26 protein-coding genes are annotated in these 23,349 nt (G+C 66.2%); 12 read left to right on the forward strand and 14 right to left on the reverse strand.

Features of this window, described 5'->3' with window-relative positions:
- Window position 1: 1 nt before the first annotated feature.
- From VF168_05220 to VF168_05245, 6 genes are all read right to left on the reverse strand, one after another.
- Window positions 2-997, reverse strand: a complete 996-nt coding sequence (locus VF168_05220) for an ABC transporter substrate-binding protein (GenBank protein HEX7003563.1) — start codon at window positions 995-997, stop codon at window positions 2-4.
- Window positions 998-1,112: 115 nt separating this feature from the next.
- Window positions 1,113-2,312 (reverse strand): MFS transporter, encoded by a 1,200-nt coding sequence (locus VF168_05225; protein ID HEX7003564.1) that lies wholly within the window; start codon window positions 2,310-2,312, stop codon window positions 1,113-1,115.
- A gap of 111 nt (window positions 2,313-2,423) precedes the next feature.
- Window positions 2,424-2,876 (reverse strand): DUF488 domain-containing protein, encoded by a 453-nt coding sequence (locus VF168_05230; GenBank protein ID HEX7003565.1) that lies wholly within the window; start codon window positions 2,874-2,876, stop codon window positions 2,424-2,426.
- An 81-nt stretch (window positions 2,877-2,957) separates the two neighbouring features.
- On the reverse strand, window positions 2,958-3,296 hold the full coding sequence (locus VF168_05235; protein ID HEX7003566.1) for a 4a-hydroxytetrahydrobiopterin dehydratase: 339 nt from the start codon (window positions 3,294-3,296) through the stop codon (window positions 2,958-2,960).
- Window positions 3,297-3,549: 253 nt separating this feature from the next.
- Window positions 3,550-4,161: a GNAT family N-acetyltransferase gene (locus tag VF168_05240; GenBank protein HEX7003567.1), complete on the reverse strand. Its 612-nt coding sequence runs from the start codon at window positions 4,159-4,161 to the stop codon at window positions 3,550-3,552.
- 43 nt (window positions 4,162-4,204) lie between these two features.
- Window positions 4,205-5,044, reverse strand: a complete 840-nt coding sequence (locus tag VF168_05245) for a fumarylacetoacetate hydrolase family protein (protein ID HEX7003568.1) — start codon at window positions 5,042-5,044, stop codon at window positions 4,205-4,207.
- A gap of 103 nt (window positions 5,045-5,147) precedes the next feature.
- Here VF168_05245 and mgrA point away from each other — a divergent pair, with 103 nt between their 5' ends.
- The gene (mgrA, locus tag VF168_05250) at window positions 5,148-6,188 is read left to right on the forward strand and encodes an L-glyceraldehyde 3-phosphate reductase (protein HEX7003569.1); all 1,041 of its coding nucleotides are present in this window, start codon (window positions 5,148-5,150) and stop codon (window positions 6,186-6,188) included.
- 28 nt (window positions 6,189-6,216) lie between these two features.
- Window positions 6,217-6,495 carry a DUF2277 domain-containing protein gene (locus tag VF168_05255; GenBank protein HEX7003570.1) on the forward strand — a complete coding sequence of 93 codons (279 nt, stop codon included), beginning with the start codon at window positions 6,217-6,219 and terminating at the stop codon, window positions 6,493-6,495.
- Window positions 6,496-6,538: 43 nt separating this feature from the next.
- On the opposite strand, the gene ppsA is transcribed toward VF168_05255, so the two are convergent.
- Window positions 6,539-8,920, reverse strand: a complete 2,382-nt coding sequence (gene ppsA, locus VF168_05260; protein HEX7003571.1) for a phosphoenolpyruvate synthase — start codon at window positions 8,918-8,920, stop codon at window positions 6,539-6,541.
- A gap of 201 nt (window positions 8,921-9,121) precedes the next feature.
- Between ppsA and VF168_05265 the strand changes: the two genes are divergently transcribed.
- Both VF168_05265 and VF168_05270 read left to right on the forward strand, forming a co-directional pair.
- Window positions 9,122-9,940 carry a pyruvate, water dikinase regulatory protein gene (locus VF168_05265; GenBank protein HEX7003572.1) on the forward strand — a complete coding sequence of 273 codons (819 nt, stop codon included), beginning with the start codon at window positions 9,122-9,124 and terminating at the stop codon, window positions 9,938-9,940.
- 140 nt (window positions 9,941-10,080) lie between these two features.
- Window positions 10,081-10,527 carry a VOC family protein gene (locus tag VF168_05270; GenBank protein HEX7003573.1) on the forward strand — a complete coding sequence of 149 codons (447 nt, stop codon included), beginning with the start codon at window positions 10,081-10,083 and terminating at the stop codon, window positions 10,525-10,527.
- 48 nt (window positions 10,528-10,575) lie between these two features.
- Here VF168_05270 and VF168_05275 read toward each other — a convergent pair whose 3' ends face one another.
- Both VF168_05275 and VF168_05280 read right to left on the reverse strand, forming a co-directional pair.
- Window positions 10,576-10,704 (reverse strand): hypothetical protein, encoded by a 129-nt coding sequence (locus VF168_05275; GenBank protein ID HEX7003574.1) that lies wholly within the window; start codon window positions 10,702-10,704, stop codon window positions 10,576-10,578.
- A gap of 8 nt (window positions 10,705-10,712) precedes the next feature.
- Window positions 10,713-11,555, reverse strand: coding sequence for an aldo/keto reductase (locus VF168_05280; GenBank protein ID HEX7003575.1), 843 nt, complete (start codon window positions 11,553-11,555; stop codon window positions 10,713-10,715).
- A gap of 318 nt (window positions 11,556-11,873) precedes the next feature.
- Here VF168_05280 and VF168_05285 point away from each other — a divergent pair, with 318 nt between their 5' ends.
- From VF168_05285 to VF168_05310, 6 genes are all read left to right on the forward strand, one after another.
- Complete coding sequence (locus VF168_05285; protein HEX7003576.1) at window positions 11,874-13,454, forward strand: MDR family MFS transporter; 1,581 nt, start codon at window positions 11,874-11,876, stop codon at window positions 13,452-13,454.
- A 68-nt stretch (window positions 13,455-13,522) separates the two neighbouring features.
- Window positions 13,523-14,020 (forward strand): DinB family protein, encoded by a 498-nt coding sequence (locus tag VF168_05290; GenBank protein ID HEX7003577.1) that lies wholly within the window; start codon window positions 13,523-13,525, stop codon window positions 14,018-14,020.
- Complete coding sequence (locus tag VF168_05295) at window positions 14,017-14,499, forward strand: MarR family transcriptional regulator (protein ID HEX7003578.1); 483 nt, start codon at window positions 14,017-14,019, stop codon at window positions 14,497-14,499. The genes VF168_05290 and VF168_05295 overlap by 4 nt, the downstream gene beginning before the upstream one ends.
- Window positions 14,500-14,701: 202 nt before the next feature.
- Window positions 14,702-15,550: a hypothetical protein gene (locus VF168_05300; GenBank protein ID HEX7003579.1), complete on the forward strand. Its 849-nt coding sequence runs from the start codon at window positions 14,702-14,704 to the stop codon at window positions 15,548-15,550.
- 78 nt (window positions 15,551-15,628) lie between these two features.
- The gene (locus tag VF168_05305) at window positions 15,629-16,159 is read left to right on the forward strand and encodes a DUF1697 domain-containing protein (GenBank protein HEX7003580.1); all 531 of its coding nucleotides are present in this window, start codon (window positions 15,629-15,631) and stop codon (window positions 16,157-16,159) included.
- A gap of 119 nt (window positions 16,160-16,278) precedes the next feature.
- Window positions 16,279-16,917, forward strand: coding sequence for a dihydrofolate reductase family protein (locus tag VF168_05310; GenBank protein ID HEX7003581.1), 639 nt, complete (start codon window positions 16,279-16,281; stop codon window positions 16,915-16,917).
- Window positions 16,918-16,920: 3 nt separating this feature from the next.
- Here VF168_05310 and VF168_05315 read toward each other — a convergent pair whose 3' ends face one another.
- The 4 genes from VF168_05315 to VF168_05330 form a co-directional block, all read right to left on the reverse strand.
- Complete coding sequence (locus VF168_05315) at window positions 16,921-17,742, reverse strand: carbohydrate ABC transporter permease (protein ID HEX7003582.1); 822 nt, start codon at window positions 17,740-17,742, stop codon at window positions 16,921-16,923.
- Window positions 17,739-18,857, reverse strand: a complete 1,119-nt coding sequence (locus VF168_05320; GenBank protein HEX7003583.1) for a sugar ABC transporter permease — start codon at window positions 18,855-18,857, stop codon at window positions 17,739-17,741. The genes VF168_05315 and VF168_05320 overlap by 4 nt, the downstream gene beginning before the upstream one ends.
- A gap of 81 nt (window positions 18,858-18,938) precedes the next feature.
- Window positions 18,939-20,174 carry an ABC transporter substrate-binding protein gene (locus VF168_05325; protein ID HEX7003584.1) on the reverse strand — a complete coding sequence of 412 codons (1,236 nt, stop codon included), beginning with the start codon at window positions 20,172-20,174 and terminating at the stop codon, window positions 18,939-18,941.
- Window positions 20,175-20,466: 292 nt separating this feature from the next.
- Window positions 20,467-21,432, reverse strand: coding sequence for a DUF3298 domain-containing protein (locus VF168_05330; GenBank protein HEX7003585.1), 966 nt, complete (start codon window positions 21,430-21,432; stop codon window positions 20,467-20,469).
- Window positions 21,433-21,498: 66 nt separating this feature from the next.
- On the opposite strand from VF168_05330, the gene VF168_05335 reads away from it, so the two are divergent.
- Complete coding sequence (locus VF168_05335) at window positions 21,499-22,197, forward strand: hypothetical protein (protein ID HEX7003586.1); 699 nt, start codon at window positions 21,499-21,501, stop codon at window positions 22,195-22,197.
- Window positions 22,198-22,214: 17 nt separating this feature from the next.
- Here VF168_05335 and VF168_05340 read toward each other — a convergent pair whose 3' ends face one another.
- On the reverse strand, window positions 22,215-22,388 hold the full coding sequence (locus tag VF168_05340) for a hypothetical protein (GenBank protein HEX7003587.1): 174 nt from the start codon (window positions 22,386-22,388) through the stop codon (window positions 22,215-22,217).
- A gap of 83 nt (window positions 22,389-22,471) precedes the next feature.
- Between VF168_05340 and VF168_05345 the strand changes: the two genes are divergently transcribed.
- Complete coding sequence (locus VF168_05345) at window positions 22,472-23,344, forward strand: c-type cytochrome (GenBank protein HEX7003588.1); 873 nt, start codon at window positions 22,472-22,474, stop codon at window positions 23,342-23,344.
- Window positions 23,345-23,349: the final 5 nt, after the last annotated feature.

Genomic DNA, 23,349 nt, shown 5'->3' on the forward strand with positions numbered 1-23,349 from the left:
GCTATCCGCCCATGCTCTCCAGCAAGGTCTCCAGCGGCGCCAGGTACCAGAAATCCTCGACCGCCAGCGACTCCGGGTCGCCTTCCAGCTGACCCGACTTCGTATAGAAGTCGAAGTCGGACTCGGCAGCGTTTCGCCCACCACCGTCGGTCGGGAAGATGTTCGCTTCTACGCCCGCTTCGTAGTAGGGCAAGATCTCTTCCTCGAGCTCCGCCGGGAGGTCCTGCAGCAGACCCAGCCGCTCACGCTCCTCCATAAGGAACGACGGATCCTCGTTGAGTTCCCGCCAGGTCGAGAGAAGCTCCTCGAGCAGCACCTGGACGGCCTCCTGGTTGTTCTCCAGCCACTCGACATTGGCGAAGAGGGCCTCGTCGCTCGCGTCGATATCGGGCATGGGCAGACTGTGGAACTGGCCCGGAGCCTGTTCCATCACGAAGTTTCGGTTCGGGATGTCGAGGAAGGTGGCGTCGATGTTGCCGCGCAGCAGCGCGGTCGCCCGTACCTCGGAGCCGGGTACGAAGCTGATCTCCGAGAACTCGATCCCCTCCACCGCCTCGATGTAGTGCGCGGCGGCCTCGGTCCCGGAACCGCGCGAATGGACGGCGAACGGCTGGCCGTCGAGCGCTTGCCAGTCCGGATACTTCTCGGCGTTCACCACCGGGAAGAAGCGCAGCGTCTGCAACTGGTAGAAGATGCGGATCGGTGCGTTGACCCGCTGGATCAACGCGTAGGGAGCGCCGATCCCTACGTCGGCCTGGCCGTTCACCACCGCCTGGGTCGCAAGATCTTCCGATGTGAGCTCGATCAGCTCGACGGTCACGCCCCGCTCGCGTACGCGCTCGAGCGCCACGAACAGGTTCAGAGTCTCGACGCTCTCGATGTCGCCAAGGGCGACGCGAATGTCGGGATCCTGGGCCCGGGCCACGGGCACTGCCAGCAGGAGCATCGTCACAGCCACCACGACCGTACGGAACGGGAACACCAGGGCGTGCTTCATTCGCGTCCTCCTAGGGATTTGACTTGTCTAGGACTCGGATGATAGAGCAACGCGAGGAACCCCGTCAAACTCCGCAGTACACGGCTCTTGCCCCGGGTTCTGCGGTCTCAGGAGACTAGCGGGAAGGCGCGACGGTTCCCAGGTCGTACTTGCGCATTATGAACAGCGCCAACAGCGCCGCCGGGACGACGAAAGTGAAGCTCAGCGCCAGCGCGGGAGTGAGGCCGAGGAGCTGTTGGAAGGCGCCGAAACCTACGTAGAGGACGCCCGCCATGCCCCAGGTGAACCCCATCAGCATGCCGGAGGCGCTGGCGACCGCGTGCGGCGCGAGGTCCTGTGCGCTCACCAGCAGCAGCGGTATGGCGCCGTTGGTGAACATCCCGGCCAGCGCCGCCAGGGCGTAGAAACCGAGGGTGCCTGGGCTGACCAGCAGGGTGGAGAGGAGCAGCGGGGCGGCCAGCAGCATGCTGCCGGTCGCGAGCTTGGCGCGTCCCATTCGCCCCTCCAGTGAACCCGCGAGGAAGACGCCGGCAGAGGCCGCGGCCGAGTAGGCGAACAGCGTCCAGCCGATGACGGCCGACTCGGTGTCGAAGCCACGTACGTTCACGAGGTAGAGCGGCATGGCATTGGTGAAACTTATGAAGGCGACGGCTCGCATCGTGCCCGCCAGGGCCAACAGCCCGACAGGTCCGGTGAACAGCGAACGGTCGAAGATGCGCGGCCGGGCGCTCGCCTGCGGTTGCGTCTGACGCGGCGTCAGGAACAGGAGCAGGAGGCCGAGGATCACGCCGACGACAGCCAACCAGGGCACGTAGCCGATGCCGAACTGGCGGATGACGTAGAGGACGACCACCGGCATGGCGGCGCTCCCGATGGGCCCCCCGGCCATGAACAGGCCCATGCCGAAGCCTTTCCGTTCGCCCACAGCGTGCACCATCGAAGCTGCCGCTGGGTGGAATATCGCCGAGCCGAGCCCGCCCACGGCGAGGAGCAGGAACAGCGACCAGACGGTGGGTACCACCGCCAGGAAGCTCATCAGCAACGAGCCCACTACCAGGCCCAGGGCCGCGGCGCGGCGTCTCCCCCAGCGATCGGCCAGGGCACCGGCGAACGCCTGCATCACGTTCGACGACAGCGAGATCAGAGCCACGAAGCCGGCCAGGGCCGCCTCTCCCAGGTCGAAACGTACCTGCAGGATGGGCAGGTAAACGGGCAGGACGTTGGTGAACGCGTCGTTGGCCGTGTGGGCGAGCGTGATCAGAAGTGCGAGGTTGACGCCGGTGACGACTCTGCGACGAGAGGAGTTGACGGTCACGAGGTCGAGTCTACCGCCGCGCCGACGTCGAACTCGTCCTCGACGTCTCCTACGACCTCCTCGACGAGCAGGGAGAGGGCGGTCAGCGGGCACCCTCGTCGGAGGTGCCGGTCACCTGCTCAGCATCGGCGCCAGGTGCACCACCTCTTCGACGTAACGCCGGTCCCGCATCCGCTGGGCTACCAGTGAGCGGTGGCAGCTGAGCGCGTCCCGCTCGAAGCACATCAGACATGCCGCCTCCGGCGCGGTTCGCTCGGCGAGAGCAGCCACCAGATCGGGGCGGTCGTCGAGACGCCGCAGGTAAGCCTCACGATAGGCTTCCCAGTCTTTGTCCTTCTTGAGCAGGTCGCGGATAGGCTTGGGTGTTCCCAGGTCTCGCCAATGTTCGTAGGCTATGCCCGCTTCCGTGAGCGCCTCGGAGAGCCTGGTCTTGGAGAACCCGGCCTTGCGGCTGGCCGTTCGCTCCCGCACGTCGACGAGCAGAGACACGCCGTTCTCTCGCAGGCAGTCGATGAACTCCTGCGCCGTCGTCCCCTCGTAGCCGACCGTGAAGATGCGGGCCACGCCTTCGATTCTACAGAGCCCGGCTCCGCTTACCGGGAGACCAAGCTCAATGCCGGCGCGCTCCGGCCGCCAACCGGGTCGCTAGCTGGGCTGCAGGAGCTTGTCGGTCTTGGCTGCGAGCACGAAGTCGCTCTCGGTGAGCCCGTCGATCTTGTGGGTGAAGATCTCGACGCCCACCTTGCCCCACGACAGGTGGATGTCGGGGTGGTGACCCTGCTCCTCGGCCAGTTCGCCCAGCCTGTTGGTGAACTCGAGGGCCTGGCGGAAGTCCTCGAACTCGTAGGTCTTCTCCAGGTGGTGGTCGTTCACTACCCGCCAGCCGCCCCCGAGTCGCCGCTCGAGCTCCCGCAACTCCTCGCCTTCGAGCGGCGGCACGCCGCCCATGCACGGTACGCACTGCTTCGAAGCCAGATCGCTCATGCTCGCTCCCTCCGGAACCAATTGCAGGGTACGGGTGAGGGGCGCAAGGCGCAACAGGCTGGACGACTCGGGGCAGAGCCCGCACCAGCTTGGACCAGTCGGGGCAGAGCCCGCACCAGCTTGGACGACTCGGGGCAGAGCCCGGCTCAGCCTGGACGACTCAGGGCAGAGCTCGCACCAGCTTGGACCAGTCGGGGCAGAGCTCGCACCAGCTTGGACGACTCGGGGCAGAGCCCGGCCCGGCCTGGACGACTCAGGGCAGAGGGCGCACCATACGCACGCTCCCCTCCGTGCCGGCGTCGAAATCGTTGAAGCCCAGGGCGCGGTAGAACGCCCGCGCTCCGTCGTTGCGGGGATCGAGACCCAGGTGGACGCCCGGTGAACCGGCCCGGGCGATCATGCCGAGGAACCTCTCCATCATCGCGCGGCCGTGCCCCTGCCGCTGGGCCCTGGGAAGCAGGTCGATGTGGAGGTGCGAGGGGAAAACGTCGAGCCACTCCGGGTACTCCTGCCGGGGGAAGTGGACCTGGTGGTAGATGTGGTCGGCTGCAGTCCATGCCTCGCGGTCGGGGTTCGGGAGAGGCAGCTTCGCCTGCAGCGGCGGCAGCCAGAGCTCGATCATCCGTCGCCTGAAATCGCGCGTGTCGAGCGCCCCTACGACGTAACCGCACACCCCGGCTTCGTCCTCCAGCACGAAGGCGTGTTCGGGCTCGAGCGTCACGTAGGGCGCCGCGTACAGATGTCCGGGCAGCAGCGGGTCGGCGTAGAGGTGCGAGGCGTCGCTCCCGGCGTCCCCGGTGAGCAGGCAGATCTCGTAGACCGCGTCCAGGTCATCCGGCCGGCAGAGACGAACCTTCGCTTCCATCAGCGCACCTCGACTTCCTGACCCCTAGAGCTCCGGGCCGCTGCTACGACATCCTCCGCACCGGGTTGGTCAGCCGGCCCAGACCTTCGATCCGGCACTCGGCGACGTCGCCGTTCTCGATCACCACCGCGCCGGGAGTTCCGGTGCTGATGATGTCACCCGGGAAGAGGGTGGCCACGTGGGAGTGGAACGAGACCAGCTCGAACGGCGGGAAGGCCATGTCCGAGACCACGTTCTCACGGTGGAGCCGGCCGTTCTTGTAGGTTCCCACCTTCAGTTTCGAGATATCACCGATCTCGTCGAGCGTGACCAGCTGGGGCCCGAACGAGAAGAACGTGTTGAAGTTCTTCGCCCGGGTGAGGAAGCGCGGGTTGCGTTGGAGGATGTCCTCCGCCGTCATGTCGATTACCAGGCACACGCCGGCGATGTAGTCGGTCACCTCGTCACTGCTCACGTGGCGGCATTCGCGACCGATGACCACGCCCAGTTCCGCCTCGGCGGTCACCCGCTCGGACTGGGGCGGCAGCAGTATCTTGTCCCCCTGGCCGATGATCGTCTGCTCGCCCTTGATGAAGCTCGCCGGCTCGGTGGGGTAGGGGGCGCCGAGGTCGTCGGCGTGCGCCTTGTAGTTGAGGCCGATGCCCCAGATCTTCTTAGGGTGGCGGTAGAGCGGGCAGAAGGTCGTCGTCTCCTCGTCGAGCACCGGCAGATCACGAGCCTGCTCCACCAGCCGCGGGCTCAACCCCCTCTGTACGAGCGAGAGCAGGTCGTTTGGCCAGGAAGTGCCGTGGTGGGCGTTGACGGTGCTGACAGGGACGACACCGCGACCGGTTACGACGGCGGCCTCTTCCTTGCCGTTGTTGCGTATCGTTGCGAAGCGCATATAGAGACTCCTTGCTGGACTCCGGACGGTGCCGGTTCGACGCCCCCTACCATCGCACTCGGCACCGAAGTTGATAGCCTACGGCAGGATCGGGAGAGATCGTATGGCCGACGAACCTTACATACCAGCAGCAGACAGATACGAGCGCATGACCTACAACCGGACGGGCCGGAGCGGGCTCAAGCTGCCGGCACTGTCGCTGGGCCTATGGCACAACTTCGGGGGAACCAGCAGCTTCGAACGCGGCCGGGAGATGATCCGGCGAGCCTTCGACCTGGGCATCACCCACTTCGACCTGGCCAACAACTACGGGCCGCCGCCCGGGTCCGCCGAGGAGAACTTCGGCGAGATCATGAGGAAGGACCTGCGCCCCTTCAGGGAGGAGCTGGTCGTATCGACCAAGGCTGGTTACCTGATGCACCCGGGACCTTACGGCGAGTGGGGCTCCCGCAAGTACCTCCTCTCCAGCCTCGACGCCAGCCTCCGCCGCATGGGTCTCGACCACGTGGACATCTTCTACTCGCACCGGTTCGACCCCGAAACACCCCTGGAGGAGACCATGGGGGCGTTGGCGAGTGCTGTGCAGCAGGGCAAGGCGCTCTACGTGGGCATCTCCTCCTACTCGGCGGCCAAGACTCGGGAGGCGGTCGCTCTGCTCTCGGAGATGGGGGTACGTTGCCTCATCCACCAGCCTTCCTATTCGATGCTCAACCGCTGGATCGAAGGGGAGCTGCTCGACACGCTGGGGGAGCTTGGCGTGGGCTGCATCGCCTTCTCGCCACTAGCCCAGGGGATGCTCACCCCTAAATACCTGCACGGGGTGCCGGAGGGGGCCAGGGCCAACAACGCCCCCAGCTTCAGGACCTCCCAGTTCCTGAACGAGGAGAACCTGCGGAGGATCCGCGGGCTCGACGAGATCGCCAGGCGCCGCGGGCAGAGCCTCGCGCAGATGGCCCTCGCCTGGGTACTGCGCGACGAACGCGTAACCTCTGCCCTCATCGGAGCGAGCAGACCGGAGCAGATCGACGAGAACGTGCGGGCGCTGGAGAACGGCGAGTTCAGCCAGGAGGAGCTGAACGAGATCGATCGTTTCGCCCAGGAGGGTGACGTGAACATCTGGAGGCAGTCGAGCGAGGCCGGTTGAAGTCACCCCTCGGAAGGAGTGGGAACTCATGTGCAGGAACATCAGGACGCTCTACAACTTCGAGCCGCCGGCGACCGACGAGGAAGTGCGGCTGGCGTCGCTGCAGTTCGTACGCAAGGTGAGCGGCTTCACCAGGCCGTCGAAGGTGAACGAGGAGGCTTTCGACCTCGCCGTGGGCCGGATCAGCGCGGTCGTCAGGGAACTGCTCGACTCGCTCGAGACGAGCGCGCCCCCCAAGGACAGGGAGGAGGAAGCCGCCAAGGCGCGAGCCAAGGCGGCGGTCCGCTACGGGCAGGCGCCAGGGTAGGGGCCAGGGTAGCGGCTGCTGCGCGGTCCCGGTAGGCGACCCCTCAGGTAGTCGTCTCCGGCTGCTCCTCCCCCTCGCCGGCCAGGTAGAGCCAGGTCTCCAGGACGGTATCGGGGTTGAGTGAGATCGAGTCGATCCCGCGCTCGAGCAGCCAGCGGGCGAACTCGGGATGGTCCGACGGCCCCTGACCGCAGATGCCCACGTACTTCCCTGCCCGCTTGCAGGCGCCGATCGCCGCCTCCAGCAGAGCCAGCACCGCCGGGTCCTGCTCGTCGAAGAGGTCGGCTACCAGCCCGGAATCGCGGTCGATGGCGAGGGTCAACTGCGTGAGGTCGTTCGAGCCGATCGAGAAGCCGTCGACGCGCTCGAGGAAGGCGTCCGCCAGGACGGCGTTCGACGGGACCTCACACATCATGATCACCTCGAGGCCGTTGACCCCGCGTTGCAGGCCGTGACCCGCCATGATCTCGAGTACCTCGTCGAGCTCGCTCACGGCCCGCACGAACGGCACCATCACCTTCACGTTGGTGAGGCCCATCTCGTCGCGGACCCGCCGCAACGCCTCGCACTCCATCGCGAAACAGGGGGCGAACGCGGCCGAGCGGTAACGGGAGGCGCCGCGGAAGCCGATCATCGGGTTCTCCTCCGTCGGTTCGTAGCGGTCGCCGCCCAGCAGGTGGGCATACTCGTTCGACTTGAAGTCGGAGAGTCGCACGATCACCGGCTGCGGGGCGAAGGCTGCGGCGATAGTGGCAACGCCCTCGGCTAGCTTGCCGACGAAGAACTCCCTCGCCGAACCATAGGGTGCGATTCGCTGTGCCACTTCGTCACGCACCTCCTCCGGCAGGTCGGGATAGTCGAGGAGAGCCTGCGGGTGAACGCCGATGGCGTTGTTGACGACGAACTCGATCCGGGCGAGGCCCACACCTCGGTGGGGCAGGCCGGCGAAGGCGAACGCCCGCTCGGGCGTGGCGACGTTCATCATGATATCGACAGGCAGCTCCGGCATCCGCCCGAGCTCCACCGTGCTCCTTTCGAAGCGCGGCCTGCCGGCGAAGACCAGCCCCTCGTCCCCCTCGGCGCAGCAGACGGTAACGTCACCGCCGTCACGCAGGCGCGAGGTGGCGTCACCGCACCCCACTACCGCCGGCACGCCCATCTCCCGGGCGATGATCGCGGCGTGACAGGTCCTGCCGCCGCGGTTGGTGACGATCGCCGCTGCACGTTTCATCACCGGTTCCCAGTCGGGATCGGTCATGTCGGCCACGAGGACGTCGCCGTCTCGCACCCGGCTCATCTCCCGCGGGTCCGAGATCACCCGGGCCGGTCCCGTCGCGATCCGCGAGCCGACCGCGCGCCCTCGGGCGACGACCGGGGTGCGCTCGAGCATCCGGAACCGCTCGAGCACCTGACCCTCTCGGCTCTGCACCGTCTCGGGCCGCGCCTGGAGGATGTAGATCTTCCCGTCGAGGCCGTCCTTTGCCCACTCGATGTCCATCGGGCGGCGGTAGTGTTCCTCGATTGCCAGGGCCTGGCGGCCCAGTTCGGCCAGCTCCTCGTCGGTTAGGGCGAACAGGAGCTGCTGCTCGCGGGGGACCTCGGCGGTTTCGACGGTCCCGCCGCCGTCGCGCGCGTAGATCATCCTCTGCCGCTTGTTGCCCAGTCGCCTGGAGAGCAGCGCCCGGTCACCCCTCCGCAGGGCGGGCTTGTACAGGTAGAACTCGTCCGGGTCCACCGCGCCTTGCACCAGCAGTTCGCCCAATCCGTAGGCAGCGGTGACGAAGACCGCGTCGCGGAAGCCCGACTCGGTGTCGAGGGTGAAGGCGACTCCGCTCGCTCCCAGGTCGCTGCGCACCATCCGCTGGACTCCGGCCGACAGGGCGACCTCGGCGTGATCGAAGTCGTGGTGCACGCGGTAGGCGATTGCTCGGTCGGTGAACAGCGAGGCGAAAACGGAGCGGATGGAAGCGAGCACGTTCTCTACCCCGCGAACGTTCAGGATCGTCTCCTGCTGACCGGCGAACGAAGCCTCGGGCAGGTCCTCGGCGGTTGCCGAGGAGCGGACGGCAACCGACAGGTCCACCGGTCCTTCCCGCTCGAGTTCGGCGTACGCTTCCCTTACGGCCCGCTCGAGACCCGCCGGGAGCGGCGCCTGTTCGATCGCCTCCCGTATCGAGCGTCCCGCCTCCGCCAACGCCACCACGTCGGCCACATCGAGCGTACGCAAACGTTCCTCTATCCGGCGATCGAGGTCGTCTTGCGCCAGGAACTCACGGAACGCCGAGGCGGTCGTTGCGAAACCGGAGGGCACACGAACTCCGGCCCCCTGCAGGTTGGCGATCATCTCGCCGATCGAGGCGTTCTTGCCGCCTACCTCCTCGATGTCGGTCATGCCCAGCTCGTCGAAACGGCGTATGTAGACCACTGTCTGCCTCTCCGGGTCGGGCCCCGCCCACCCTCTTGCCAGGTTGGGAGCAATTCGAATGACAGGATAGAGAATCGAACCGCCCCTGCACCCGGCATCTCACACAGAGTCACGTTGTCGCGTTGACGCCCACACCGCTCACGGCGCTCGTCATCGAGGCGCTAGAGTCGTTGGGGGGCCGGTTCCAGTTGGGGGTAGAGCGTGTTGAAGGTTTACTTCGTTTCCGACCACACGGGCGTCACCGCCGAGATGCTGGGCCGCAGCCTGCTCTCCCGCTTCGACGATCTCGAGGCGCGCCTGGTCACCCGCTCCTTCGTCGACAGCATCGAGAAGGCCAAGGTTCTGGTCGACGAGATCAACCGGTCCGAGCACCCCGCCCTCGTCGTCTCGAGCATCTCCAAGGCCGAGGTTCGGACCCAGATCGAGGAGGCCGAAGCGTTGGTGCTCGACCTGTTCGGCGCCTTCCTCGAGCCGCTGGCCTCGTTCCTGGGCCGCGAACCCCATCAACGGGTAGGGAGCTTCCACGGGCTGCGGAACGTGGCCCGCTACCAGGAGCGGATAGACGCGGTGGAGTTCGCGGTGGGGACCGACGACGGCCTGGGTACCAACAACTACGATAAGGCCGATGTCATCCTCGTCGGCATCTCTCGGGTGGGCAAAACGCCTACCTGTCTCTACCTGGCCATGCACTACGGCCTCTACGCCGCCAACTACCCGCTGGCTGACGAGGACTTCGAACGCCACGATCTGCCACTGCCTTTGATGCCGTACCGGGAGAAGCTCTACGGTCTGACCATCGACCCGTTGCGCCTCCAGCAGATCCGCGAGGCCAGGCGGGGCGGGAGCGAGTACGCCTCCCTGCAGAGGTGCCGCTACGAGGTCGCTCGCGCCGAGTCGCTCTTCCGCCTGGTGGGCCTCGCCTATACCAACACCACCGTCGTGTCGGTCGAAGAGATCGCTGCCGGCCTCATGCAGGACGACCGCCTGGAACTGCGGCGTGGACGGACGCGGGAGTTGTAGCGGATGATTGACACGGTAGTTACGTGTAAATACACTTGCTTCAGTCCGGGAACGAGACGGGCCTCTCCGCCCCATCGAACGCGTCACTCTGGAGACCCAGGTCTTCACATCCGGTCCCGGTAGGTCGGAAGGAGCAGGCCATGGCCACGGCACACACCTATCTCAACTTCCCCGGCAACACCGAAGAGGCGTTCGAGTTCTACAGGTCGGTATTCGGCGGCGAGTTCACCAGCGTCGTGCGCTTCGGCGACTTCGGGCCGGCGAACAACGGCCAACTGGCGGAGGCCGACCGGGACAAGATCATGCACATCGGGCTGAAGATCGGCGAGAACGACATGCTCATGGGCACCGACGCGCCGGAGTCGATGGGCTTCAAGGTAACCTTCGGCAACAACAGCTACATCTACGTGGAGGCCGACTCGGCGGGGGACGCCGAACGGCTGTTCGGAGCGCTGTCGAAGGGTGGCAAGGTCGAGATGGAGCTTGCCAAGACCGAGTGGGCAGAGAAGTACGGCTCATTCACCGACAAGTTCGGAGTGCAGTGGATGATCAGCTACACCGGGGACGTCCAGTTCGGCGGCTACTGATCCGGCGAGAATCCTCTGCCCGCGGCACTCAGGGGCGTCGCCCACGAGCTAGTCCTCCAGGCCGTACTCGATCCCCGTCAGCTCCTCGGAGACCCGCCTGGGCCGCTCCAGCGCATCGACATCTCGAGCCGCCCGGGGCGGCGTTTCCACCGCCAGATAGCGCGATACCTCCTCCATCGGTGCCTTCAGTCGGAGAGTTCCTGGATGTCCTCCTCGGAGAGCTCGAGGCCGCTGGCCGCGATGTTCTCCTCGAGATGGGACACTTTCGAAGTGCCGGGGATGGGCAGCTGCACCGGGGAGCTCTGCAGGAGCCAGGCGATAGCGACCTGGGCCGGGGTCGCGTCGTGGCGGGAAGCGATCTCCTCGACCGCGCCCTGAAGTTTGCCGGCATCGAGCGGGCCCCAGGGGATGAAGCCGACACCCAACTCTTGGCACCTCTCGAGCACTGCCTGCGAGCCGCGCTGCTCCAGGCTGTACCGGTTCTGTACCGAGACGATGTCCGTTATCTGCAGTGCGGTTTCCAGCTGCTCGACGCTCACGTTCGACAGGCCGACGAAGCGGATGAGCCCCTCCCGCTGCCACTCGGCGATGGCGCCCACCGACTCCTCGAACGGCACCTTCGGATCGGGACGGTGGAACTGGTAGAGGTCTATCCTCTCCACGCGCAGCCGGCCTAGACTGCCCTCGAGCGCCTCCCGCAGGTGCTCGGGCCTGCCGTCCGGCTCCCACTTGCCCGGTCCCGGCCTCAGCAGGCCACCCTTGGTGGCGATGATCAATCCGTCTGGATAGGGGTGCAGGGCTTCGGCTATGAGTTCCTCGCTCACGTTTGGGCCGTACGAGTCGGCCGTGTCGATGAAGTCGACTCCCAGCTCGACCGCACGGCGGATCACCCGGATGGCTTCAGAACGGTCGGCGGGCGAGCCCCAGATCCCTTCGCCCGTCACTCTCATCGCGCCGAAGCCGAGGCGGTGGATCTCCTGTTCACCGCCCAGACGGAAGGTATCGCTTCTGTTCATTCTCGCCGTCATCGGAACTCCCCTCTCCCCCTTCCAACCCTAACCGAATGCGGGCGGTGGCTCGGTCGCTCACTGAGACCGGCACTCGACGGAGCCTGCGGCGCTCTCGGGTCCCTGCGCGGCACAGAGCCTCGCTGCTTGTGCGCGCGCCTGTTCGGCACCAGGCCTGCGGCGCTCGCGAACACCTGCCCGGCACATAGCCTCGCTGCTTGTGGGCGCCTGCTCGGCACTAGGTCTGACCCGTGGCGCTCGCCGGGCCCCCGCCCGTTCCACTGGTAGATTGGGCCGGGTAGTGAACAGACCGCTTCCCGTCCACCCCCACGCCCGACGATGCCGGAACTGACCCGCCGCGAGAAGCACCTGGCCTTCGCGGGCGTGCTGACGGTGCTCTTCCTCGCCTCTCTCAACCTCACCGTCGTGGGGACGGCCCTACCGAGGATCATCGCCGAGCTCGAAGGCTTCCACCTCTACGCCTGGGCGTTCACCAGCTTCTCGCTCGCCTCAACCGTAACCCTGCCCATCTACGGTCGGCTCAGCGACATCTACGGCCGCCGTTCGATCCTCCTCTTCGGCATCGTCCTCTTCTCCCTGAGCAGCGTTCTCTCGGGCTTCGCCCAGAACATGCCGCAGCTCATCGCCTCGAGGGTCCTCCAGGGGATCGGCGGGGGAGCGTTGATGGGGATGGCGTGGGCAGCAATCGGCGACATCTTCAGCCCCCGCGAACGCGCCCAGTACCAGGGCTTCAACGGGGCGGCGTTCGGTATCAGTTCGGTGGTGGGCCCCATCGTCGGCGGTCTCATAACCGACACCCTGGGCTGGCGATGGGTCTTCTTCGTAAACGTGCCGGTCGCGATCGTGGCCTTCATCGTGATAAGCCGCTACCTGCCTCAAGGCGAAAGCCAACGAGGTCACGGGCTGGACCTGGCGGGTAGCCTGCTGCTGGTCCTCGGCCTGGTTCCGTTGCTCCTCGCACTCACCTGGGGTGGCGTGGAGCTGCCCTGGAGGTCGGCACCGATCCTGGGCCTGCTCCTCTTCTCGGCAGGGAGCATCGCACTCTTCGGATGGCGCCAGGCCCGAACTTCCTCCCCGATTCTGGCGCCAGCCCTCTTCCGCGACCCAACCTTCAACGTCGCCAACGCCACCAGCTTCCTCACCGGCGTCGGCCTCTTCGGCGCCGTCATCTACCTGCCGCTCTTCGTGCAGGGCGTTCAGGGCGGCAGCGCCGCGGCCAGCGGCTTCGCCCTGGCTCCGCTCATGTTCGGGATGATCATCAGCAGCACAGCCTCCGGCATCCTCGTCACCCGTACCGGACGCTACAAGCCGTACATCCTGGGAGGCCTGGGGGTGATGGCGTTCGGCTTCTACCTCGCCAGCACCATGGGATCTCAGACGCCAACCTGGCACACGGTCATTTACATGGTCGTCCTGGGGCTGGGCATCGGTCCCACCAATTCGCTCCTGATCCTGGCGGTCCAGAACGCCTTGCCGCCGAACCTGCTGGGAACGGTCACCAGCGCCAATCAGTTCTTCCGCCAGATCGGGGGCACGATCGGCGTAACGCTCTTCGGCACCCTCGTAACAGCCAGGGTCCGCCGGGGACTGGCGTCTTCGCTGCCCGCCGAGCTGCGCGCCCTGCCTCGAGGCGTCACGGAGGAGCTGGCAGACCCCAACCTGCTCACCAACCCCGAAGCGCTCGATCGGGCCCGGGAGACCGTCGCTTCGCTGGCCGGCCCGGGCCTATTCGGTCCATTCATAGAGAGCCTGCGCGAGGCCTTGGGGTCGGGCCTCAGCCTGGTGTTCCTCACCGACCTCGCCGTGACCGTCCTGGGCCTGCTCATAGGCCTGTGGCTGCCGCAACGTGAACTGAGGAGCGTCGAAATCCGCACCAGTGCTGCGCCAACGGATGACTGAGACGGTGACGGTTATGATAGGTGCATATGCGCTCGTCGTCGGAAACACCACAACAGGAGGGGGATGCGATGGGACCGGCACCCGAAGTCAGCCTGTTCGCTCACAGTGCCCGCATCATCCGACAGACGGTCGAGGTCAACATCGAAGGCATCTCCCACCCCGAGAGCCTCATCGCACCACGGCCGGCCGGCAGCTGCGCGAACTGGATCCTTGGCCACCTGGCACACAGCTACGAACAGACGCTCCCCCACCTCGGTCAGCCGAAGGTCGTGGATAACGGCACGCTGGAACGCTACCGCCGCGGATCGGACCCGATCGGCGAAGGTTCGCCGGCATGCGACTTCGATGAGCTGCGCCGTATCTTCGCCGAGTCCAGCGACCGGATCGGAGCCGGACTGGCTTCGCTGAACGACGAGGCCCTGGCCACGACGAGCAACTACTTCGGCGGGAAGTCCGAGACTACACTGGCGAAGTTCCTGAACTTCATCTTCTTCCACCAGGCCTATCACGCCGGTCAACTGGGGGTGCTGCGCAGGATCGTGGGCAAGGAGGGCGCGATACCTTGACGGAGAGAAGCGACGAGCGGCTGGACCGTGAGCGCGGGCTAGAGATAGCCCGCACCTGCACCTACTTCAACGTTCGCAAGGCGACCCGGATCCTGGGCGACCTCTTCGACGACGCCTTGCGTCCGCACGGCCTGAAGGGTACCCAGTTCTCGCTGCTCGTGGCGGTGAGCCTGGCCGAAGGACCAACCGTCGGCCGACTCGCCGAGATCCTCGCCGCAGACCGGACCACCCTAACCCGCACTCTCGCTCCGCTCGAGCGCGACGGCCTGCTCGAGAGCCGACCGGGTGAAGACAAACGGGAGCGACGACTCTACCTCACCGCCGAAGGCGACCGCCGACTCTGTGAAGCCAGCAGCGATTGGGAGCGGGCACAGCAGGCGATCGTCGAGGAGCTGGGAGCCGGCTCCTGGGAGGACCTGATGACGGGCGTCCGGGCGGTGCACGGCATGGGGCGTACGGGGGAGACCGAGGCGACCTGACGCCAGGCGCAGGCGGAAGCGTTCGGTTCGATACCGGCTACTGCTCGCACGTCGCCGCTCTCACCTTCGACCCGACGCCTTCCTCGCGTCCCGTCGGCTAGGGCAGAGAGAGCAGCCGGGAGTGAAGTCGGGCCCAGATTCCGTTCCTCGCTTCTCGATGACTCCCCGGCTCCCAGTAAGCTCGAACGATGACGGAGAAGCGATGACGGAGAAAAGCACCCGGTTCCTCGACCGTGGCCGCCACCTGTGGCTGGGGCTAGCACTGATCGCCGTGATGTGGCCACTCAACTGGTTCCTCCCCGGCCTGCGGACGATGTTCCTCTTCTTCCCGCTCTGGCTGGGCTACATCCTCACCGTCGACGGCCTCGTGCTCCGCCGCAGAGGAAGTTCACTGCTCAGTCGGGCGGGACCGTCGGAGGCCGTCATGCTCTTCCTCATCTCGGCGGTCTCCTGGTGGCTCTTCGAGGCGGTCAACCTCGTTCTGCACAACTGGCGCTACCTGGGGCGAGAGCTCATCGGCGACGCCGCCTACGCCCTCTTCGCCTCGGTGGCCTTCTCGGTCGTCATGCCGGCCGTGTTCGCCAGCGCCGAACTCGTTCGCGACAGCGCCTGGATCGAGCGGTTCGGGTCGGGCCCCCGACTGCGGCCGACCCGCCGCAATCTGCTGCTCCTCATCGCGATCGGGTTTGTGATGCTGGCGCTGTCGCTCGGCTTCCCCGACCTCTTCTTCCCGCTGATCTGGGGCGCCATCTACCTTATCCTCGACCCGCTCAACCACCTGCTGGGCAAGGCCTCGCTGCTCGACCGGCTCGAGCGAGGCGATTGGCGGCCGGTCGCCTCGCTCGCCGCAGGCGCCCTGATGACCGGCTTCTTCTGGGAGCTCTGGAACTACTTCAGTTACCCGAAGTGGGTCTACGACATCCCGGGGGTGGGATTCCTCCACATCTTCGAGATGCCCTTGCTGGGCTACCTGGGCTACCTCCCGTTCGGGCTCGAACTGTTCGCCCTGTTCGCGCTGCTAAGGTGGAGACCGCTCGACCCGCAGTTGTAGCTGCTGTTGGCTGGCGGCGTCACTCGCGTCACTCTCGGCGGCCGGGATCCGCTGGGGCCTCGTGCTACCCTCGGCCTCGTGAGCGACGACCGGCTCTTCGTCTTCCTGCGGGCCGTCAACCTGGGCCGCGTCAACAAGGTGCCGATGAAGCAGCTCGTGGCCGAGGCAGACGCCGCCGGCCTCGGCGAGTGCCGTTACCTCTTGCAGAGTGGAAACCTGATCTTCCCCGGCTTCACCCGCGACCCAGTCGGCCTGAAGAGCGCGCTCGAGCGGCTGATCCTCGACCGCTTCGCGGTGACGACGGCGGCGGTGACGCGGAAGCCCCGAGAACTCCGCAGACTGGTCGAAGCCAACCCGTACGAAACCCCGGAAGGCGGCAGCATCCAGGTGGCGATGTGGGACGAGGAACCGGACGCCGAGGGTCTCGCGGAGCTGGCCTCAGGCGACTACGGCGAAGACCTCCTCTGCCTCACCGAAGGTGCCGCGATCATCAGGTACGCCAGCAGTTCGCACCGTTCGAAGCTGAGCAACAGCCTCATCGAGCGGAGGTGGCGAGTAGCCTCGACCCTCCGGAACATCAGGACGCTGGAGCGACTCCTGGACGTATAGGAGCACGTATGGGAGCGGCGTGCGGACGGCGTCCGCCAGCGGGCATGGTGTACGCGCCTACCGTACGCCGCCACGGCCGCTCGCGACTTTCCACTTTCGACTTTCGACTAGAGTTACTCATGTCGAAGTTGAGGATGCGAATCTCGGTATCGCTCGACGGTTACGTCGCCGGACCGAACCAGAGCGTCGAGGAACCCCTCGGGGTCGGCGGCGAGGGGCTACACGAGTGGGTGGTGCCCCTGCAGGCCTGGCGGGAGCCGCACGGCAAGGAGGGCGGAGAGGTCAACGCGAGCAGCGCCATCTTCCAGGAGTCGCTGGAGAACATCGGCGCGACGCTGATGGGCCGGAACATGTTCGGCGGACATCCCGGCGACTGGGACGCCCAGAATCCGTGGAAGGGCTGGTGGGGCAAGAAACCGCCCTTCCACCACCCGGTCTTCGTCGTCACCCACTATCCGCGCGAACCGCTCGAGCTCGACGACACCACCTTCACTTTCGTCACCGGAGGCATCGAAACCGCCCTGGAGGAGGCGCGGAAGGCTGCCGGAGGCAAGGACGTGGCCCTCGCCGGAGGCGCGGACATCTGCAACCAGTACCTCGCGGCCGGACTGGTGGACGAGATGCTGCTCCACCAGGTGCCTATCCTGCTAGGCGGCGGCGAGCGACTGTTCGAAAGGGTGGGAGACGATCTGCACGGGCTTCGGCTGGTCCGGACGGTCGCCACTCCCGAAGTCGTGCACTTGAAGTTCGCCCGCTGAGCCTCAGCCTTTCACCGATCCCGCCAGCAGCCCACGCACGAAGTACTTGCCCAGCACGATGTAGACGATGAGCGTGGGCAGGGCGGCGAGGATAGCGCCGGCCATCGGCAGATTCCAGTTGACCGCCTCGCCTCCCGCCAGGTTGGCGATCGCCACCGTTATCGGATGGGTGTCCTGGGTTGTAAGGGTGACGGCGAAGAGGAACTCGTTCCAGATCTGGGTGAACTGCCAGATGATGACGACCACGAAGCCGGAGATCGACAGCGGGAAGATCACGCGGCGGTAGATACCGAAGAAACCGGCCCCGTCGATCTTGGCAGCCTCGATCATCTCGTCGGGGATCTCGGCGTAGAAGTTGCGGAAGATGAGGGTCGTTATGGGCAGGCCGTAGACGATGTGGGTGAGGATCAGGCCACCCAGCGAACCGTAGAGCCCTATCGACGCCAGGAACTGGAAGAGGGGGATGAGGATGCTCTGGTAGGGGATGAACATCCCGAAGAGGATCAGCGGGAAGACGACGTTCGCACCCGGGAAGCGCCACTTGGAGAGGACGTAGCCGTTGAGCGAGCCGAGTACAGCCGACCCTGCGGTCGCCGACACGGTGAGGATCAGGCTGTTCAGAAGCTGCGGCGAGAACGCACGCCAGGCGGTGACGAAGCTCCCCCAGTTCCAGGTGTCCGGCAGATGCCAGGTAGTCGACAGCTGGATCTCGGCGGGCGGCTTGAGAGCGGTGATCAACACCAGATATACCGGCAGCAGGAAGAAGGCCGAGGCGAGCGCCAGCAGCAGGTAGGTGCCCGGACCGGCACGTGTGCTCCCGGTCATCTGCGCACCTCACCCCTCAGCTGAGTCCACAGGTAGGGGATGATCACAGCACCCACCATCAGCAGCAGGACCACGGCGATCGCCGCGCCCTCGGCGAACTGATTGGCGCGGAAAGCGCGCAGGTACATCGACAGCGCGGGCACGCTGGTGCGGATGTTGTCGGGTCCCGCCATGGCGAAGATCAGGTCGAAGATCTTGAGGCTGATGTGCCCCAGGATTATGACGGCCGAGAGCGAGATGGGCCCCAACAGTGGGAATATCACGTGGCGGAATAGCTGGAGTTCACTGGCGCCGTCCACGCGAGCGGCTTCGCGCAGGTCGTCGGAGATGCCGCGCAGGCCGGCGAGGTAGAGGGCCATCGTGTAGCCCGACATCTGCCAGACGGCGGCGATGATGATGCCTACCAGGGCGAGGTTGAAGCCGTGCGGCTCCGGGTACGAGAGGATCTCGACGCTCCTGGCGCCGGTCGCGGTCCAGATCGCCGCGACCGCCGTCAGCACGGCCATCACCGTTCCACGGCCCCGTCTCCCACGCCGGAACGAGAGGACCGTTAGCCACAGGAGGATGACGCCGACGCCGACGCCGAGGATGACGGGCAGGTTCTGCCAGTTGAACTGCCACACCTGCTCGCGGCTGGTGAGCCACCTGAACTGGAGCCGCGGCAGGCCGATCAGGGTGGGCAGCACGTTGACGCCGCCCTGCGGCTGCAGCATCCAGCGCCAGATGGTGCCGGTGACTATGAAGGCGAGCGCCATCGGGAAGAGGAACACCGTCCGGAAGAAGCCTTCGCCCTTCACCCGTCGGTCGAGCAGGATGGCGAGGGTGAGGCCGATCGCCAGGCAGCCCAGCAGGAAGAAGAGGGTGAAGAAGAAGGTGTTGACCAGGTCCTGCCGGAAGCGGCTGTCGAGAGCGCTGGTGAACAGGCTCTGGTAGTTCTCTAGGCCGATGAACGAGATGACGGGATTCAGCGCAAGCGCCTGGGCCGGGTTCTGCCCCCAGTCGGTCAGCGATACGTAGGCGGTGCGGCCGATGAATCCGTAGACGAAGACGCCCAGCAGCACGAGCGACGGCAAGATCATGAGGATGGCTGTGAGACGGTCTCTGGTCAGACGCACCGCGTTGTTCCCGATCGGAAGATAGCCGGTTCTAAAGAGGAGCAGGGGCGGTCTCCCGCCCCTGCCGCCTGGTCCGCTAGCTCAATCCCCTATGCCGACCTGGTTGGCCAGTTCCTGCGCGGCCGCGGCCGCGGCCTGCGGACTGCCACCCCCGGCCAGGCCCTGGATCACGCCCGGGAACTCGCTCATGAACGTTTCCGGAGCGACTACCCCGTGCTGCAGGCTGCCCACGAGAGTGTCGTTTCGGTAGTCCTCGAGAGCCGATTGCGAGTACTCGTTGTAGAGGCTCGCCTCCGTATCGAGCCGGGGCGAGATCGAGCCCTTGAGCGGGTTGAAGACGTTCTGCGCCTCGGCCGAGCCTACTAGCGTGAGCCACTCGACCGCGTTCTCGCGGTGCGGGGCGCCGACCGGGAGGCCGAACGAGTCGGAGAGGAGCATGAAGGTCCCGTCGGTCCCCGGGGAGGCGGCCCAGCCGAAGTCTTCGCCTGGCGTGAGGTCGAGGGTCGTGGTCATGTAGCCGGCGGCCCAGTCCCCCATCACGTTGAATGCCGCCTGGCCGTTCACGACCCGGTCGGTCGCCTGCTGCCAGGTGAGTCCGGCGGCGTCTTCGTTGGCGCACTCCATGACGTTGCTGAACGTCTCGAAGGTCTGCACCACCTGCGGGTCGTCGAACGCCAGTTCGCCGTCCCAGAGGCTCTGCCAGCCGTCGGCGCCCAGTTCGGCGAGCGCGACGGACTCCCACAGATGAACCTGGGTCCAGGGCTCACCGACCACCAGCGGCGTGACTCCGGCGTCCTGCAACGCCGGGCAGGTGGTGTCGACGAACTCCTGCCAGCTGCTCGGAGCCTCTACGCCCCACTCCTCGAGATTGGAGGGCACGAACCACATCACGTTGGAGCGGTGGATGTTGACGGGAACGCTCCAGATCCCTTCGTCGGTACTGATCAGATCGATGAGACCCTGCGGGAAGGCCTCCATCCAGCCCTGCTCCTCGAAGATGAAGGTGATGTCCTCCATCCGGTCGGCGGTGACCCAGGTGCCGATCAACTCCTGGCCGGCATGTACCTGGAACGAGTCGGGCGGTTCGCCGCCCAGCATCCTGGTCTTGAGCACGGCTCGGGCGTTTACGCCTGCCCCGCCGGTGACGGTGGCGTTGATGACCTCGGTCTCGGGATACTGCTGTTCGTAGAGGTCGATGAGCGCCTCGAGCGCCGGTCCTTCGTCACCGGCCCACCACGAGAAGATCTCGAGCTGATCTTCCTGAGCCCAGGCGAGCGTGAAGAACGTGATCGTCAACAGTGCCACTACTCTCTTCATCTCTTCTCCTAACCGTTGCCTCACAGACGAGATTCGTCAGCTCTTCCGAGTTCCGTTCAGACATTGCGGAGTCCGGCTTTTCGCAGACCCCTTCCTATATCGCTACCTCCTCTTCGGGATTCACCGCTCGCACGGGCCACCATGCCGACGTCCCCTATCGTCGCTGCCGTTCGCCCCCCGCTCACCTGGCGGCCGCGCGGTTGCGGCTCTGATCGTTGTTCAGCTGTCGATTGTACAGTTCGCGAGCGCGAATGTCAGGGTCGCCGGCAGCGGAAGCGGAGTTCGACCGGTCTTATCGGCCCAGTTCCTCCAGAGGTACGTCGACCTCGTAGGGCCCCTGGACGTAGGGGCCCACCGCGTAGGGATCGAAGAGTACGCGAACGCTCCAGGGGCTGATCACGAACGAATCGAGAAGCCACTCGGTCTCCTCCGTCACCTCGCCCTGCACGACCCAGGAGGCGCCTTGCCGCCTGAGTCCAGCGATTACGCTCCTGCGGATCGTGGCTTCGTCACACGTCCAGCCCAGTCGCTTCGGGACCTCGCAGATGCCACCTGCCGCTTCCCAGCCGCCGTCCACTCTGAGGAGCGTACGCGACTCACGGCGGCTGTTCGGGTGAGCGCCGCCAGTGTAGGTGTCGATGACGATGTAGTAGCTGACCAGGTCGGTGTCGAATCCGGCCAGATAGACGGTCCGCGAGTCGGTGTAGATACCGGCAGGGGTCCGGGGCAGCTCACGGCGCTGTAGCAGCCCCTCGGCCACGAACTCGTCGACGGCGAGATCGAAGGGTATCTCGCTCCACGGATCGGCGTAAAAGAAGGGCGCCCAACGCTGCACGGCGAAGCTGCCATCGGCAAGCCGAAGGCCGCCGAGGAGGACGCTGCCGACCGCTCGGAACTCGATCGGCTCGAGATCGTACAGGTAGAGCTGGCCGGCCCCCTGCGAGTCGAGTCCCCCGTCCGGCAGGAGGCCGGCGATGAAGGTCCACGTCTCGGTGACCACCTCCAACTCCCGCTGGTGCTCGATGTAGGGACCGGTGAGGGTGAGTTCGACGCTCGCCTCCTCGCCCGGTCCGGCGGGAGCCTCGAGCAGTTGCAGTTCGGCGCCGTCGGGAGGGAACAGGTGCAGCGAGGCGAGAAGCATCCTGCCCCGCTCGCTGGTCCCGACGTAGAGCGCGCCGTCGCTCGGCAGCGGAGGTTGCGCGGCGACGCTGCCGGTCAGCAGGAGGACCAGGAGGAGGCCGAGGGACCGGCGGATCATGACGAAGTGTAATCCGCGTCGGCTCGCGAGCGGGAGGCGCACGCTCCGGCCTCGTACCATGTGGCCGTGAGCAGGCGCTTCAACAGCTCCCAACGGTCGGCACTGCTCGCTCTGCGAGGCGGCAGCTTGCAGCACGGCGCTCACGGCTGGTTGGCCGAGGGGGAGGGCTCAGCGCAACTCCTCTCCGACGGGATAGTGCGCTGGCTCTTCGGCGAGGGCTACCTGGCGCGGTCGACCGACCGGACCTTCGAGCTGAGCGAACGAGGCGAAGCGGCCCTCGAGGAAGCAGTGAGCGAGGCCGGGACGACAGGCGACTCCGCAGCGAGCGTCGACGCCGGTACGCCGGTCCTGCTCCTCGGCCCCGCGCCTCACTCGGAAGAGCTCGACTACCTGCTGGTGGTGCCGTTCGGCCGCGGCGAAGCCGTCAGACATGCCGAGCGGCTGCGACGTCTGGCCGAGCTCCAGGGTGAAGAGCGGTTCGAGTTCGTCCAGTTCCGCGACGAGATCTTCGCCTTGCCGATCACCCCGCGCCTGGCCGAGTTCGGTTTGCTACGGGAGGGGAACGCGCGTCTCCTCGCCGGCGGACTGCCTGATCCGGCGGAATTGGGCCTGCGCCACTGCCCGGACCGGGGCGTGAACTACGGACGGGAATGGTTGCAATGGTTCGGCGGCTTCGACCCGGAGTCGCCGTTGATCGTAAGTTCGAGGCTGCCGACCGGGGCTTTCGACAGGCTCATACGGAACGGACCGGGAACCGGCGACTGAGTGGGCCACAGAGCCGACTACTCGTCTGGCGGCCGCTTCCACGACCTCATGTAGCTGGCGATCCCCATCCCCAACAGAACGGCAGCCAGGAAGTAGAGGAGGAAGGAACCGTTCTGCGTCGCCAGACGGAGCACGTAGATGCTGGCCAGCAGGAAGATCGTCGGCAGGAGCAGGAAACGCAGGAAACCCATCTGCCTCGTTTATAGCAGGTCGGCACAGGGCCGCTTCTCATACTTCCGGATGAAGACCCGCCGTCGCACCCGACGATAGGCTGTTGCCGGCAGGAGCGAGAAGCGATCCAACACGACGAGGAAGGAAACATGGCCGACTCGACGACACCCTCGACTTCCCCATTGCGCAGCGGCGCCGCCGCCGTCTTCCTGGGGGCAGCTGGCTCTTCGCCGCCGGCGTAGCTACTCAGGTCTATCTCGCCGGGGCCGGCATCCTTGTCGATCCGGCCTACTTCGGTTGGCATGTGACCTTCGCCCACCTCCTCGAGTCGCTCTTCCTGCTCCTCCTCGTCGCGGGGCTCCTCGGCGGCGTAGGCAGGAACGCCCTGGGCTGGGTCGGTCTCCTGTTCCTGCTCTACTCGCTGCAGTACGCCTTCGTCAACGGTTTCGCGGGCCCGGCTCGAGCTCTCCATGCGGTGAACGCTCTGCTGATGCTGCTCGTTGCCCTTCACCTGGGACGCCGGCAGTGGCGGGTCTTCCGTGGGCTGCCGGCCAACGCCGACGGACCGGGCGGCGACAGACTCAGGCGCAACCTGGTGATCTCGATCCTCGTCGCCATCCCGATCGTCGTCCTCTGGGCCCTGCTGACGCCAGCACCGACCGCAACCGCTACCGCGACGACTTCGGCGGTGGAGTCCGACACCGTCTCCGCAGGGGCGGGGGCGGAGATCTTCGCCGCCCATTGCAGCGGCTGTCATGGCGTTGAGGGTGAGGGTGGCTTCGGACCCCGACTAGCGGGCGAAGTGGACGTCGCCGCAGCGCTGGTCGAGCAGATACTGGAGGGTGGCAGCGGCATGCCGGCGTTCCGAAACCAGCTCTCGGACGAGCAGGTAGCCCAGGTGGCGAGCTACGTGGGCAACAGCTGGGGGAACGACCTGGGTCCGGTGAGCGCCAGGCTGGTGGGCGAGCACCGGTAGAAACG

The organism is Trueperaceae bacterium, from assembly GCA_036381595.1.
Lineage (GTDB): Bacteria > Deinococcota > Deinococci > Deinococcales > Trueperaceae > DASVCN01.

Bases quoted from the DNA above. Each gene is read 5' to 3' on its own strand.
- VF168_05220 (HEX7003563.1), bottom strand. From the start codon at position 997: ATGAAGCACGCCCTGGTGTTCCCGTTCCGTACGGTCGTGGTGGCTGTG.
- VF168_05235 (HEX7003566.1), bottom strand. From the start codon at position 3,296: ATGAGCGATCTGGCTTCGAAGCAGTGCGTACCGTGCATGGGCGGCGTG.
- VF168_05240 (HEX7003567.1), bottom strand. From the start codon at position 4,161: ATGGAAGCGAAGGTTCGTCTCTGCCGGCCGGATGACCTGGACGCGGTC.
- VF168_05245 (HEX7003568.1), bottom strand. From the start codon at position 5,044: ATGCGCTTCGCAACGATACGCAACAACGGCAAGGAAGAGGCCGCCGTC.
- mgrA (HEX7003569.1), top strand. From the start codon at position 5,148: ATGGCCGACGAACCTTACATACCAGCAGCAGACAGATACGAGCGCATG.
- VF168_05255 (HEX7003570.1), top strand. From the start codon at position 6,217: ATGTGCAGGAACATCAGGACGCTCTACAACTTCGAGCCGCCGGCGACC.
- VF168_05270 (HEX7003573.1), top strand. From the start codon at position 10,081: ATGGCCACGGCACACACCTATCTCAACTTCCCCGGCAACACCGAAGAG.
- VF168_05275 (HEX7003574.1), bottom strand. From the start codon at position 10,704: ATGGAGGAGGTATCGCGCTATCTGGCGGTGGAAACGCCGCCCCGGGCG.
- VF168_05280 (HEX7003575.1), bottom strand. From the start codon at position 11,555: ATGACGGCGAGAATGAACAGAAGCGATACCTTCCGTCTGGGCGGTGAA.
- VF168_05285 (HEX7003576.1), top strand. From the start codon at position 11,874: ATGCCGGAACTGACCCGCCGCGAGAAGCACCTGGCCTTCGCGGGCGTG.
- VF168_05290 (HEX7003577.1), top strand. From the start codon at position 13,523: ATGGGACCGGCACCCGAAGTCAGCCTGTTCGCTCACAGTGCCCGCATC.
- VF168_05300 (HEX7003579.1), top strand. From the start codon at position 14,702: ATGACGGAGAAAAGCACCCGGTTCCTCGACCGTGGCCGCCACCTGTGG.
- VF168_05310 (HEX7003581.1), top strand. From the start codon at position 16,279: ATGTCGAAGTTGAGGATGCGAATCTCGGTATCGCTCGACGGTTACGTC.
- VF168_05315 (HEX7003582.1), bottom strand. From the start codon at position 17,742: ATGACCGGGAGCACACGTGCCGGTCCGGGCACCTACCTGCTGCTGGCG.
- VF168_05325 (HEX7003584.1), bottom strand. From the start codon at position 20,174: ATGAAGAGAGTAGTGGCACTGTTGACGATCACGTTCTTCACGCTCGCC.
- VF168_05330 (HEX7003585.1), bottom strand. From the start codon at position 21,432: ATGATCCGCCGGTCCCTCGGCCTCCTCCTGGTCCTCCTGCTGACCGGC.
- VF168_05340 (HEX7003587.1), bottom strand. From the start codon at position 22,388: ATGGGTTTCCTGCGTTTCCTGCTCCTGCCGACGATCTTCCTGCTGGCC.